General features: G+C 52.9%; 11 protein-coding genes and 1 pseudogene. 9 read left to right on the top strand and 3 right to left on the bottom strand.

Going from position 1 to position 12,964, the window contains the following annotated elements; genetic code table 11:
- The first annotated feature begins 68 nt into the window (after positions 1–68).
- From M3A44_09320 to M3A44_09295, 6 genes and pseudogenes are all read left to right on the top strand, one after another.
- Positions 69–380, top strand: a pseudogene (locus M3A44_09320) (GAF domain-containing protein).
- A gap of 111 nt (positions 381–491) precedes the next feature.
- On the top strand, positions 492–1,799 hold the full coding sequence (locus tag M3A44_09315; protein ID MEQ6341829.1) for an ATP-binding protein: 1,308 nt from the start codon (positions 492–494) through the stop codon (positions 1,797–1,799).
- Complete coding sequence (locus M3A44_09310; GenBank protein MEQ6341828.1) at positions 1,771–3,162, top strand: response regulator; 1,392 nt, start codon at positions 1,771–1,773, stop codon at positions 3,160–3,162. The genes M3A44_09315 and M3A44_09310 overlap by 29 nt, the downstream gene beginning before the upstream one ends.
- 8 nt (positions 3,163–3,170) lie before the next feature.
- Positions 3,171–3,701, top strand: a complete 531-nt coding sequence (locus M3A44_09305) for a response regulator (protein ID MEQ6341827.1) — start codon at positions 3,171–3,173, stop codon at positions 3,699–3,701.
- 9 nt (positions 3,702–3,710) lie between these two features.
- A complete protein-coding gene (locus M3A44_09300) occupies positions 3,711–4,478 on the top strand; it encodes a hypothetical protein (GenBank protein MEQ6341826.1) in 768 nt (255 codons plus the stop codon).
- Positions 4,479–4,666: 188 nt separating this feature from the next.
- Positions 4,667–5,833 (top strand): IS4 family transposase, encoded by a 1,167-nt coding sequence (locus M3A44_09295; protein MEQ6341825.1) that lies wholly within the window; start codon positions 4,667–4,669, stop codon positions 5,831–5,833.
- Positions 5,834–5,878: 45 nt separating this feature from the next.
- On the opposite strand, the gene M3A44_09290 is transcribed toward M3A44_09295, so the two are convergent.
- Entirely contained in the window at positions 5,879–6,073 is a 195-nt protein-coding gene (locus M3A44_09290) for a YbdD/YjiX family protein (GenBank protein ID MEQ6341824.1), read from the bottom strand.
- 14 nt (positions 6,074–6,087) lie between these two features.
- Positions 6,088–8,184: a carbon starvation protein A gene (locus M3A44_09285; GenBank protein MEQ6341823.1), complete on the bottom strand. Its 2,097-nt coding sequence runs from the start codon at positions 8,182–8,184 to the stop codon at positions 6,088–6,090.
- Positions 8,185–8,299: 115 nt separating this feature from the next.
- On the opposite strand from M3A44_09285, the gene sucC reads away from it, so the two are divergent.
- Positions 8,300–9,460, top strand: a complete 1,161-nt coding sequence (gene sucC / locus M3A44_09280) for an ADP-forming succinate--CoA ligase subunit beta (GenBank protein ID MEQ6341822.1) — start codon at positions 8,300–8,302, stop codon at positions 9,458–9,460.
- 55 nt (positions 9,461–9,515) lie between these two features.
- On the opposite strand, the gene M3A44_09275 is transcribed toward sucC, so the two are convergent.
- On the bottom strand, positions 9,516–10,811 hold the full coding sequence (locus M3A44_09275; protein MEQ6341821.1) for a VCBS repeat-containing protein: 1,296 nt from the start codon (positions 10,809–10,811) through the stop codon (positions 9,516–9,518).
- Positions 10,812–11,042: 231 nt separating this feature from the next.
- Between M3A44_09275 and M3A44_09270 the strand changes: the two genes are divergently transcribed.
- Together M3A44_09270 and M3A44_09265 are read left to right on the top strand one after the other, a co-directional pair.
- Complete coding sequence (locus M3A44_09270) at positions 11,043–12,209, top strand: IS4 family transposase (protein MEQ6341820.1); 1,167 nt, start codon at positions 11,043–11,045, stop codon at positions 12,207–12,209.
- A 69-nt stretch (positions 12,210–12,278) separates the two neighbouring features.
- A complete protein-coding gene (locus tag M3A44_09265) occupies positions 12,279–12,917 on the top strand; it encodes a uracil-DNA glycosylase (protein MEQ6341819.1) in 639 nt (212 codons plus the stop codon).
- Positions 12,918–12,964: the final 47 nt, after the last annotated feature.

Raw genomic sequence — 12,964 nt, 5'->3', positions numbered from 1 at the left:
AGGCCGACGACAAAATGCGCCGTGGCGGCGACATCAACGCACTTTATATGGATGTTATCAAGAATTTTATGGAAGTAACCGGAGTGGATTACGGAGCTATTTCTATTTTAGACAAGGAAGGCCGGGTGAAGGATTTTATAACACAAGGAATATCTGATAAGGAAAAGAATGACATAGGAGAGATGCCATCCGGGAAGGGTTTACTTGGTGCTTTTTATCATGAGGGTAAAGCAGTTCGAGTTGACGACATTTCCAGTGACCCGCGCTCATGCGGATTCCCATCGGGCCATCCGATGATGAAAAGCCTGCTTGGCCTCCCTCTCAATGTTAATGGAGTTACGAAAGGTGTGATTTATCTGGCCAATAAGGCCCAGGGAAGGTCATTTTCTGAAGATGATGAAATTATTATGAATATGCTCGCAGCGGAGGTGATAGATATATTGGAGCGAAATGAACTATTGGAAGCGCTTCGAGATAGTAATCATGCTTTGATGAGAGATATTGTTGCTCGCAAAGAGGCGCAGCAAAATCTCGCCAAAACCAGCGCTCGACTACAACATCTTATTGACAATAGCTCGACCATCATATGCAGCAGCGTACCTTCGGGTGATTTTAGAATCACTTTTGTCAGCGAAAACCTGACCCGTGTTTTTGGTTATGAACCGCGCGAAATGATAGAAGATCATAATTTCTGGTTCAATCACATACATCCAGACGATATAACAGACATATTCTCAAGCCTTTCCAAGATATTTGTGGATGATCAACAAATGCACGAATACCGTTTCCGTCATAAAAACGGAAACTATTTATGGGTCCATGACACCCTGCGCTTGATACGAAATGAGAAAGGTAATCCTCTGGAGATTGTGAGCTCCATGGTTGACATTGACGAACGAAAGAAAATGGAGGAGGTTTTGCGGTCTGAAAAGGAGCAGCAGAAATCCCTAATCAAGCAATTACAGGAAGCCCAAAATCAATTATTGCAATCCGAGAAAATGGCATCAATCGGTCAGTTGGCAGCGGGTGTTGCGCATGAAATCAACAACCCGGTTGGTTATGTCAGCTCTAATCTTGGTTCGTTGAATAACTATGTGGGAGACCTATTTCGGGTTATTGATGCTTATGAGAAAGTGGAATCACTACTTCCCGAAAACGTAAAAGAAGTAAATGATGTTCAAGAAATCAAGAGTGAAACGGATCTGGAATTCTTGAAAGTGGATATAGCCGAACTTATAAAAGAGTCTCTGGGAGGCGTGAAACGAGTAAAGGATATCGTTCAAGATCTAAAGGATTTCTCACATGTCGATGAGGCAGAATGGCAATCCGTAGACTTGCATAAAGGTTTGGATAGCACGCTTAATATTGCTCACAACGAGATAAAATATAAGGCAAAGGTGATAAAGGAGTATGGGGATTTGCCGCTGGTGGAATGCCTAGCCTCTCAGTTGAATCAGGTGTTTATGAACCTTCTGGTGAACGCCGCTCATGCTATCGAGGATCGGGGAATGATCATCCTGCGTACTGGAGAGCAGGACGATTGGGTATGGGTGGAGGTGTCTGATACAGGAAAAGGTATACCGCCTGAAAATATAAAGAGAATTTTTGAGCCATTTTTTACAACTAAGCCAGTAGGGAAGGGGACGGGTTTGGGATTATCGCTGTCTTATGGGATTGTGAATAAACATGGCGGGCGAATAGAAGTGCAGAGTGAAGCCGGTAAGGGAACAAGCTTTAAGGTATGGCTCCCGGTACGGCATGAAAATATACATGCTGAACGAGAAATCAAGGCTCCATAAGCTTGCAGTGAATGATAGTGAAAAGGACGTACAGACAATGAATACTATGGAGTCACAGGTGATGGAGAAAGCCTTTACGCCAACATTGTTGCTTGTTGATGATGAAGAGAACATCCTTTCATCTCTGCGGCGCTTGTTCCGTCCTCTGGGTTATCGCATTCTTACCGCCCAGAGCGGCGTTCAAGGCATGGAGGTCATGGCTAAAGAAACAGTAGATTTGATAATTTCCGATATGCGTATGCCTGAAATGGACGGTGCAAAATTCCTTTCGGAGGTGGCCAAGCAGTGGCCTGATACCGTCCGGATTCTGCTGACGGGCTACTCAGACTTGACCTCAACCATTACTGCTGTTAACCAGGGACGCATTTATTGTTACCTCAGCAAGCCGTGGGAAGATGATGATATCAAGACGACCGTTAAAAATGCCCTGGAAAGAAAGTTTCTGGAGCATGAGAAGCAGCGTCTTGAGGAGCTGACGCGTAAACAGAATGAAGAATTAAGGGAGTTTAATACCAATCTAGAGAAGATGGTCCAGGCTCGTACGGCGGAGATACAACAAACTGCGGACATGCTGGATTTGGCCTTTAATGAATTGAGGCGAAGTTATGTGACTGCAATTCCGGTATTTGCCAACCTTGTGGAAATGCGCGAGGGAAGCGCCGCTGGTCATGGTCGGCGTGTAGCCGAACAGGCGCGTGCGCTGGCTCAAAAAATGGGCTTGGCGGAAGAAGAAGTTGAGAATATCTATTTCGCAGGATTATTGCACGATGTCGGCAAGATCGGCCTGCCCGATGCGCTGATTAATCGACCCTATATCCGGCTGTCTCCACAAGAGAGAGCCCAGATGGAAAAGCATCCCGTCATGGGGGAGGCTGCCTTGCTTGCTCTGGAACCCCTGGAAGGCGCCGCTAAAATTATTCGAGCCCATCACGAACGGTTTGATGGAAAAGGATATCCCGATCTTTTATTTGGAGACCGGATCCCCATGGGTGCGCGTGTTTTGGCGGTAGTCAATGACTATGACGCATTGCTGATCGGATCTTTGCTTGATGAACCTGCTTCTCATGTTGAAGCGCGCGCTTTCATTGTCAGCAGCCGTGGGCAACGTTATGACCCAGTGGTGGCTGACACTTTTGTGAAAATGCTTGATAGTCTTCCTCAACAGGCACCCTTGATGAGGGAGGTGAAGCTGACCGCTGGCAACATGCGTGAGGGCATGGTGCTCGCACGTGATCTTGTTAATACGGATGGTATGCTGCTTCTGACAAAGGGGTATCGTCTGACAGGGGCGTTGATCGAAAAAATAAAGTCATTTGAGCGTGATTCGGGTAAAGCATTGCTGATTCATGTAGAGGAAAAGTGAAGGTGAACATGAACAGAATCATGGTGGTAGATGATGAGGATAATATCCTCCATGCACTACGGCGTGTTTTGAGTAGAAATTATCAAGATGTTGAGCTATTTTCAAATCCTCATGAAGCTCTTAGGCGAGCTCAAGTGGCCATTTTTGATCTGATAATCTCTGATTACCGCATGCCTGATATGGACGGTGTTAATTTTTTATGCGAAGTAAAGAAACTACAGCCTGAATCCATGAGAATCATTATCAGTGGTTATGCTGATATGCAGGGATTATTAGGCGCCATTAACGAAGCGGAAATATTTAGATTCGTCAGAAAACCCTGGGATGATTATGATCTTCAGGCAACTGTAGAGCATGCCTTGTTGCACCGATCTATTCTTGTGGAAAATCGCCGTCTTGCCGACCAGGTCAGACGACAGCGAGAAATTCTTCACAGGCAGAGTGCTGCCATTCGAAAATTAGAATCACAATATCCAGGATTGACGAAGGTCAATTGGGGAGTGGATGGTTCGGTGGTTATGGAAGAAGATGATATTTAGAAGCTTCTTTTGCAATTTCAGGGCAAACAGCCTTATGAAAGGGTAATTGTTGTGAGAAAAGAAATAAAAACCCTGGATATTCAATATCGATTTTGTTTTCCAGACGGTGGAAGTTTAGATTTTACTTTGTCTATAAACCCACATTCTCTGGAACAAATCGAAAGCAACCAAAAAAAAGCACCGGCCTGGACATCGCTGGATTTTCATCAATGCCCGAATTGTCCATTGGAAGCCAATACTCACTCGCACTGTCCAGTGGCTGTGAATCTGGTCAAGTTGACAGAGGAGTGTGGAGGTCTGTGGTCTTACGATAAGGTGCATCTGGAAGTCACGACACCTGAGCGAGTAGTCTCAAAAGATACCACCATGCAGGCTGGTGTCAGTTCATTGCTGGGCTTGGCTATGGCAACCAGCGCTTGCCCGCATGCTGAATTTTTCAAGCCTATGGCACGCTTTCATCTTCCCTTTGCAAGCGAGGACGAAACCATTTACCGTGCTACATCCATGTATTTGCTGGCACAGTATTTTCTGCACAAACAGGGAGGAGAGCCGGATCTTGAGTTGGATGGCTTGGTTAAGATTTACCGCAATCTTCAAATCATTAATAGCGCACTTGCCGCTCGGCTGCGCGCCGCCAGCGAGAGGGATGCCGCCGTGAACGCCGTTATCCTCCTTGATCTTTTTGCCAAAGTGATGCCGTATACCATCAATGACTCTCTGGATGAGATTCGCTATTTGTTTGCACCGTTTCTGGCGGAGGCGAGTAAATCCCCATGAAGGGGACAATGAGGCATTGCACCCTTACGGGTGGCATAATAATCAAAATACCAGAAGTGTCCGGCAATTTCGCAAAGACGGCTATATAACATGATGATGTTGAATAGGAAAGTGTGTGTTTAGGGGTGTCACCGACTTGAACGTGAATTTTTTGGGAAACTGGGGCTTTCCCCCCAGGAGTTTCCGTCATGTATTCAGGCCAGTTGGTGTTCGCACAACTCATGGAGCATTTGCCCCTTCACACATTCCGTCGCTGCGTGCAGCGCTACCCTTCCAAATATCCCACCAAGACTTTTTCGCATCTCGATCAATTTCTCTGCATGGCGTTCGCGCAGCTGACTTACCGCGAAAGCCTGCGCGACATCGAAACCTGTCTGCGCGCCCACCAAGCCAAGCTCTATCACTTGGGCATACGAGGCAACATCGCCAAGAGCACGCTGGCCGATGCCAACGAGCAACGCGACCGTCGCATCTACGCGGATTTCGCGATGAGCTTAATCCAGACCGCCAGAAAGCTTTACGCCAGCGACAGCTTTGCGGTCGAACTGGAACAGACGGTCTACGCACTCGATACCACGACCATCGACCTGTGCTTGAGCGTCTTTCCGTGGGCACGCTTCCGCTCCACCAAAGCTGCCGTCAAGATGCATACGCTGCTCGACCTGCGCGGCAACATTCCAACCTTCATCCACATCAGCGATGGCAAGATGCACGAGGTCAATGTGCTCGATATCCTGATACCCGAAGCCGGCAGCTTTTACATCATGGATCGTGGCTTCACCGACTTCGCTCGCTGGTTCACCCTGCATCAAGCACAGGCGTTCTTTGTCATCCGTGGCAAATCCAATCTGCTCTTTCGTCGCGTCTACTCTCGCACCGTGGACAAGTCCACTGGACTGCGCTGCGACCAGACCATTGCATTGACTGCTCGCAAGGCCAGCAAGGATTACCCGCAGCACCTGCGACGCATCAAGTTCTACGATGCCGAACACGACAGGTTTCTGGTCTTTCTGACCAACAACTTCGACCTGCCTGCGCTGACCATCGCTCAGCTTTATCGTTGCCGCTGGCAGGTCGAGCTATTCTTCAAGTGGATCAAACAGCATCTTCGAATCAAGCGGTTCTATGGCACCACCGAGAATGCAGTCAAGACGCAAATATGGATCGCCATCGCGGTTTACGTCGTGGTCGCCATCGTGAAAAAGCGGCTCAATACCGAGGCTTCGCTTTACACAATCCTACAGATTTTGAGCCTGACTCTTTTCGAGAAAACGCCACTCGATCAATTACTTAAAAATGCGGAGACGCAAATGAGCATGCAGAAAGACAATAACCAATTGAATCTATTCAATTAAATTACCGGACACTTCTGTCAAAATACATAAAACAGTATTTGCCCGCTAACAGCAGCGCTTTACCCCATTCCATTTACGCTCCTGCTCGGCCCTGAAAAATGCCTTGCGATCCAGGGGGGAGGCTCCTTCCGTGGCGTGGTGGACGCGCCAATGTTCCAGATAGCGTTCGTAGGCGTCGTCACCGCTGATGTGTCGCAATCCGCACCAGAATTTTCGAAGTGGATTTTTGAGTACAGTCATTATCGAATTAATCTCTAATCCCGCACCCAATCTTCCACCAAGCGGCTCGGTTCGTGGGGCGCCTCAGAGGAGGGCGGATGGGCGCCGCCAGTGGCGATGCGGTAAGACACGCGTAGTGTATCCAGCACAAGCACCCATGTCGTGACCAAGAAGAATGCGGTAAGGGCGGCGTCCACATAATCATTAAAGATCAATTGGGGTGCCGTGATCATTTTATCCGGCGGCAATGCGCCCGCAGCCAGTTTGTCAGCCAGATCCTTGGCATGAGCGAGGAAGCCTATCCGCAGCTCAGGGCTGAACAGTTTTTCCCACGCGGCAGCGCTAGTGATGGTCACCAGCCAGGCAAGAGGCAGGGCAGTAACCCATGCGTAGCGTAGTTTGCCGGATTTGATAAGAATGGTGGTGCCCACGCATAGGGCTATTGCTGCCAGCATCTGATTGGCGATGCCGAACAACGGCCATAGGCTATTGATGCCGCCCAGCGGGTCGAGTGTACCCATATAGAGAAAATAACCCCATGCGCCGACCACCAGCGCGCTGGTGAGCAGCACGCCGGGATACCAGCTGGTGCGCCCTAGCGGTTTGTAGATGTTGCCGAGCATATCCTGGAGCATGAAACGGCCCACGCGTGTGCCCGCGTCCAGCGTGGTGAGGATGAACAATGCTTCGAACATGATCGCGAAGTGATACCACAGGGCGAGAAAGGCGTTACCGAAGGCGCTGGCGAAGATGCTGGCCATGCCTACGGCAAACGAGGGCGCCCCGCCGGTGCGGGCGAACAGGCTAGTCTCACCCATGCTTGCGGCGAGTTGCTCCATCTGCGCCACGGTCACTGGGAAACCCCAGCTATTGATCTTGGCGACTGCGTCGGCGGCCTCCTTGCCGACAATGCCCGCCGGGCTGTTGATGGCGAAATAGACGCCGGGATCGAGTACGGTGGCTGCGATCATCGCCATGATGGCAACAAACGATTCCATCATCATTGCGCCATAACCGATGAAGCGTGCGTCCGCTTCATTGGCAAGCAGCTTAGGCGTAGTGCCGGAAGCAATCAGCGAGTGAAAGCCTGAAATCGCGCCGCAGGCAATGGTGATGAAGACGAAGGGGAACAGCGCTCCACCGAAAATCGGGCCGGTGCCGTCAATGAACTGCGTAAGTGCGGGCATCTTGACTTCGGGGCGCAGGATCACGATGGCAATCGCCAAGGCAAGCACGGTGCCGATCTTCATGAAGGTGGAGAGATAATCGCGCGGCGCCAGCAGCAACCATACCGGCACCACCGCCGCAGCAAAGCCATAAGCAATAATCATCAACGCGAGCTGCGGGCCGTCATAATCAAACCACTGGCGCAGATCTGGCTGGTGATCCAGCCACCCGCCACCCGCCACCGCGATCAGCAGCAGGGCAACGCCGATCAGCGTGGCTTCAAGCACTCGGCCAGGGCGGATATTGCGCATGTACAAGCCGATCAGCACCGCGATAGGAATAGTCGCCGCCACCGTGGACGTGGCCCACGGGCTATGCTTCATGGCATTGACCACCACCAGTCCCAGTACGGCGATCAGGATGATCATGATCATCATCACTCCCACGAGTGCCGCCACGCCGCCGATAGGTCCAAGCTCGTCGCGGGCCATTTGGCCCAGAGAACGGCCATTGCGGCGTATAGAGAAGAACAGCGTGACAAAGTCCTGCACGCAGCCACCCAATACCGCGCCGATCAGGATCCACAGCGTACCGGGCAGATAGCCGAACTGAGCCGCCAGCGTTGGCCCGATCAGCGGCCCCGGTCCGGCAATGGCGGCGAAGTGGTGGCCGAACACCACCCATTTGTTGGTGGGAATGAAGTCGCGGCCATCGTTGATGCGTTCCGCCGGGGTGGCGCGGGTTGCATCCAATACCAATACCTTGGCGGCGATGAACGCGCTATAAAAGCGGTAGCCAATGGCGTATACGCACACTGCCGCGACGATAAACCACAGGCTGTTAATGGACTCGCCGCGGTGCAGCGCGATGCCGCCCACGGCGGATGCGCCGAGGATTGCGACGCCGATCCATATCAATATACCCAATAAGCCCATTTTTTTGGTGGGTACAGTTTCCTTTAGCATGCGTTTCACCTTGTTTCTCATTGATTGCAGATAATTTTACCATGCACACTTCTCCTCATGGACGCGGTTTGTTATTGTTTCCCATTCGAATCAAAAGACAATCGGTGCGGCAAAAATGAACCTCCACGAATACCAGACCAAACAACTCTTCGCCGAATACGGCATTCCCATTCCCAACGGCCGGGTAACGCGCAACGTCGACGAGGCCGTGGCGGCGGGTCGCGAGTTGGGCGGGGAGGGCTGGGTGGTCAAGGCCCAGGTACACGCAGGTGGGCGCGGCAAGGCGGGCGGGGTGCAGCGTGCCCATGGTTTTGCCGAATTGGCGGTGGTGGCGAATCGCTTGCTGGGATCACATCTGGTGACGCAGCAAACCGGCCCCGCCGGGTTGCCGGTAAACACAGTGCTGATCGAGCCACTTGCCAACCTCGCGCGTGAGCTGTATCTCAGCATGGTCGTAGATCGTGCCCGTGAGCGCATTATCGTGATAGCCTCCACCGCCGGCGGCATGGACATCGAAGAAGTTGCCGCCACGCATCCCGAAAAACTGTTGAGGGTGGTGATTGATCCGGTAGTGGGTTTGCAACCCTACCAATGCCGCCAGGTTGGCTTTGGCCTGGAGCTTGGTGTTACGCAAATCGCCAAGCTCACGCACATCATGCTTGGACTATACCGCCTGTTCACGGAAAAGGATGCCAGCCTGCTGGAGATCAATCCGCTGGTGGTGACGGCTGAAGGCGACCTGCTTGCCATCGACGCAAAATTTAACGTTGACGAGAATGCGCTTTACCGGCAACCAGCGCTTGAGGCGTTGCGTGATGTCACGCAGGAAGACGAAAAAGAGACTATCGCGGCGCGCTTTGGCCTTAACTACATCACGCTGGACGGCAACATCGCCTGCATGGTGAATGGTGCCGGACTCGCCATGGCTACTATGGATCTGATTAAGCTGCACGGTGGAGAGCCCGCCAATTTTCTCGATGTCGGCGGCGGCACCACGGCGGGCAAGGTCGCCGAGGCCTTCAAGCTCATCCTCTCCGACACTAAGGTCAAGGCCGTGCTGGTCAACATCTTCGGCGGTATCGTACGCTGTGATCTGATCGCTGAGGGTATTATCAAGGCGGTACAGGAGGTGGGCGTCAGCATTCCAGTGGTGGTGCGCCTGGAAGGCACCAACGCCATCCAGGGTCGTGACATGCTGCGCAACAGCGGGTTGAACATCATTGCGGCGGAAGGGCTGGATGATGCGGCACGCAAGGCGGTGGCTGCGGCTGCGTGACGGTTAATCTCTCCGTTTTCGCAAAGCCCCCGCCCGCCTTGCTTATTTGACCACGTCAGTCCTCGTCAGTGTCTAGAGCTTTGACCTTGTCGCGTTTTCTCACCTGAATATAAAGCCGCTCCGCGCCATTGTTGGCGCCGGAGTTGGTGACGAGGATGTCGGGTAGTCCGTCGCCATTGATATCGCCGACTGCCACACCCGTGCTGGGGTCGGCCAGGGGCGGGGAGTATTTCAAGGTTTTGTCGCGGAAGCGGCCGTGGCCGTTGTTGAGGTAGAGCCGGTTCTGCTCACCGGCAAAGTCGTGCGCGTCGCGCAGGAATGGCCCGGAGTTGGCGATATAGGCGTCGAGATCCCCATCGCCATCGAGGTCGGCCAGCGCGAGACCATTGCTGGTATCGAGAGGCACGGGAAGGCGCGCGCTGGTGACATCGGTGAAGACGCCTCGGCCATTATTGAAATAGAGCCGGTTTTGTTGGGCGCGGCTGTTGACCACGAAGAGATCGAGTTTACCGTCACCGTCGACATCGCCCAACTTGGCGTCACGGCTAGCGTCGCTCAATGCGGGGAATCGTGCCGCAGTTTCGTCCGTGAAGACGCCTCGGCCATTGTTGATCAGAACACGGTCTTGACCAGCATTAGCTACTACCAGGTCGCCATCGCCGTCACCGTCGATATCGCCAAATGCAAAGGCTGCCGTTTGATCGGTGATCGACGGCAAGCGTGCCGCCGTCTCGTCGGCGAAGCGACCATGGCCGTCATTAATCCACAGGCGATTTTGAGCGCCGCCCAAGGGGTTCCTAGAAAAGGGATTTTCGTTGCCGACCAAAATGTCCAGATCGCCATCACGGTCGACATCGAAGAAGCGCGCTTCGGCGCTGATGTCTTCCATCACGTTGGTCAGCGGCGGGGGAAGGCGGGCGGCGCTCACATCCGTGAAACGGCCGCGCCCATCGTTGAGAAGCAGCTGTTCGGGTCCGAGGTTTGCGACGATGATATCAATGTCGCCATCGCGGTCGATGTCTGCCGCGTCGGCCCCGGCGCTGTTGTTCATCGCCTGCGGCAGGCGCGTGGTCGTCTCGTCGCTGAAGTTGCCGCGCCCGTCGTTGATGAGGATGCGATTCTGCCGGCCGTCGAGGCTCGATGTGCCTTGGACGAGGAAGATGTCCAGGTCCTTGTCGCCGTCCAGGTCGGTGAGCAGCACCGCCAGCGTGTCGGTTAATGGCGGGTTGAAGCTGTCTGCCGGCAGACGATGGGATTCATCGTTGAAGAACATATCCTTGGCATGTGCCAGCGCGGGCAGCGCGCAGAGCAGGGCGATGGTCATGCCTATCCTTGTTTTGTGGGCACCCATGGTGTCCTCCTGATTGACTTGGCGGGGCAGACACCGGTTTTGCCGCCAGAACCAGGCGGGCAAGCACGGTTTGATGTTATCCTATACCGTCACTCAGAAGTGTCCGGCAATTTCGCAAAGACGGCTATATAACATGATGATGTTGAATAGGAAAGTGTGTGTTTAGGGGTGTCACCGACTTGAACGTGAATTTTTTGGGAAACTGGGGCTTTCCCCCCAGGAGTTTCCGTCATGTATTCAGGCCAGTTGGTGTTCGCACAACTCATGGAGCATTTGCCCCTTCACACATTCCGTCGCTGCGTGCAGCGCTACCCTTCCAAATATCCCACCAAGACTTTTTCGCATCTCGATCAATTTCTCTGCATGGCGTTCGCGCAGCTGACTTACCGCGAAAGCCTTCGCGACATCGAAACCTGTCTGCGCGCCCACCAAGCCAAGCTCTATCACTTGGGCATACGAGGCAACATCGCCAAGAGCACGCTGGCCGATGCCAACGAGCAACGCGACTGTCGCATCTACGCGGATTTCGCGATGAGCTTAATCCAGACCGCCAGAAAGCTTTACGCCAGCGACAGCTTTGCGGTCGAACTGGAACAGACGGTCTACGCACTCGATACCACGACCATCGACCTGTGCTTGAGCGTCTTTCCGTGGGCACGCTTCCGCTCCACCAAAGCTGCCGTCAAGATGCATACGCTGCTCGACCTGCGCGGCAACATTCCAACCTTCATCCACATCAGCGATGGCAAGATGCACGAGGTCAATGTGCTCGATATCCTGATACCCGAAGCCGGCAGCTTTTACATCATGGATCGTGGCTTCACCGACTTCGCTCGCTGGTTCACCCTGCATCAAGCACAGGCGTTCTTTGTCATCCGTGGCAAATCCAATCTGCTCTTTCGTCGCGTCTACTCTCGCACCGTGGACAAGTCCACTGGACTGCGCTGCGACCAGACCATTGCATTGACTGCTCGCAAGGCCAGCAAGGATTACCCGCAGCACCTGCGACGCATCAAGTTCTACGATGCCGAACACGACAGGTTTCTGGTCTTTCTGACCAACAACTTCGACCTGCCTGCGCTGACCATCGCTCAGCTTTATCGTTGCCGCTGGCAGGTCGAGCTATTCTTCAAGTGGATCAAACAGCATCTTCGAATCAAGCGGTTCTATGGCACCACCGAGAATGCAGTCAAGACGCAAATATGGATCGCCATCGCGGTTTACGTCGTGGTCGCCATCGTGAAAAAGCGGCTCAATACCGAGGCTTCGCTTTACACAATCCTACAGATTTTGAGCCTGACTCTTTTCGAGAAAACGCCACTCGATCAATTACTTAAAAATGCGGAGACGCAAATGAGCATGCAGAAAGACAATAACCAATTGAATCTATTCAATTAAATTACCGGACACTTCTGACCGTCACTATTAAGAATGTCCACCTGGCAAGACCATCTCCCGATATTACCCATGACTGATCTGTCCTTTGATGCCGATTGCCGCCTCTGCCCCCGCCTGGCGGGTTTCCTCGACGAAGTACGCGCAGACTATCCCGATTACCATGCACGGCCAGTGGCGCCGTTTGGCGCGCCCAACCCCGATCTTCTGGTCGTCGGGCTGGCGCCGGGGATGCACGGAGCGAATGCCAGCGGACGGCCATTCACCGGAGACTTTGCTGGAATATTGCTTTATAAGACCTTGTTTGAATTTGGCTTTAGCAGCAGCCCTGCATCGACATCCAGTACTGACGGACTGAAACTGCACGGCTGTCGCATTACCAATGCAGTCAAGTGTCTTCCGCCACAAAACAAGCCACTGCCCGTTGAAATCAAGGTCTGCAACACCTATCTGAAAAACGAAATGGCGCGCCTAAAAAAAGGCGCTGTGATCCTGGCTCTGGGTACCATCGCCCATGCCGCAGTGTTGCGCGCGTTGGAGCTGAAGGCAAGCGCCTATCCGTTTGGTCATGGCAACCAGCACACCCTGCCTGATGAGCGCTGGCTGATCGATTCCTACCACTGTAGCCGCTACAACACCCAGACGCGGCGCTTGACAGAAGACATGTTCAGGGCTGTCTTTGAGCTGGCGCGGCGACGGATAAACGCTTGATCCGGGCACTAGAATTTCTTGGTGCGTGGAACGCACCCTACGTTCGC

Source organism: Gammaproteobacteria bacterium, assembly GCA_040183005.1.
GTDB lineage: Bacteria > Pseudomonadota > Gammaproteobacteria.
This window is presented reverse-complemented; position numbering and strand designations above follow the sequence as displayed.

What these genes read in the sequence shown, in the direction of transcription:
- M3A44_09265 (MEQ6341819.1), top strand. Translation starts at nt 12,279, where the DNA reads ATGACTGATCTGTCCTTTGATGCCGATTGCCGCCTCTGCCCCCGCCTG.
- M3A44_09270 (MEQ6341820.1), top strand. Translation starts at nt 11,043, where the DNA reads ATGTATTCAGGCCAGTTGGTGTTCGCACAACTCATGGAGCATTTGCCC.
- M3A44_09290 (MEQ6341824.1), bottom strand. Translation starts at nt 6,073, where the DNA reads ATGACTGTACTCAAAAATCCACTTCGAAAATTCTGGTGCGGATTGCGA.
- sucC (MEQ6341822.1), top strand. Translation starts at nt 8,300, where the DNA reads ATGAACCTCCACGAATACCAGACCAAACAACTCTTCGCCGAATACGGC.
- M3A44_09315 (MEQ6341829.1), top strand. Translation starts at nt 492, where the DNA reads ATGAGAGATATTGTTGCTCGCAAAGAGGCGCAGCAAAATCTCGCCAAA.
- M3A44_09275 (MEQ6341821.1), bottom strand. Translation starts at nt 10,811, where the DNA reads ATGGGTGCCCACAAAACAAGGATAGGCATGACCATCGCCCTGCTCTGC.
- M3A44_09295 (MEQ6341825.1), top strand. Translation starts at nt 4,667, where the DNA reads ATGTATTCAGGCCAGTTGGTGTTCGCACAACTCATGGAGCATTTGCCC.
- M3A44_09285 (MEQ6341823.1), bottom strand. Translation starts at nt 8,184, where the DNA reads ATGCTAAAGGAAACTGTACCCACCAAAAAAATGGGCTTATTGGGTATA.
- M3A44_09305 (MEQ6341827.1), top strand. Translation starts at nt 3,171, where the DNA reads ATGAACAGAATCATGGTGGTAGATGATGAGGATAATATCCTCCATGCA.
- M3A44_09310 (MEQ6341828.1), top strand. Translation starts at nt 1,771, where the DNA reads ATGCTGAACGAGAAATCAAGGCTCCATAAGCTTGCAGTGAATGATAGT.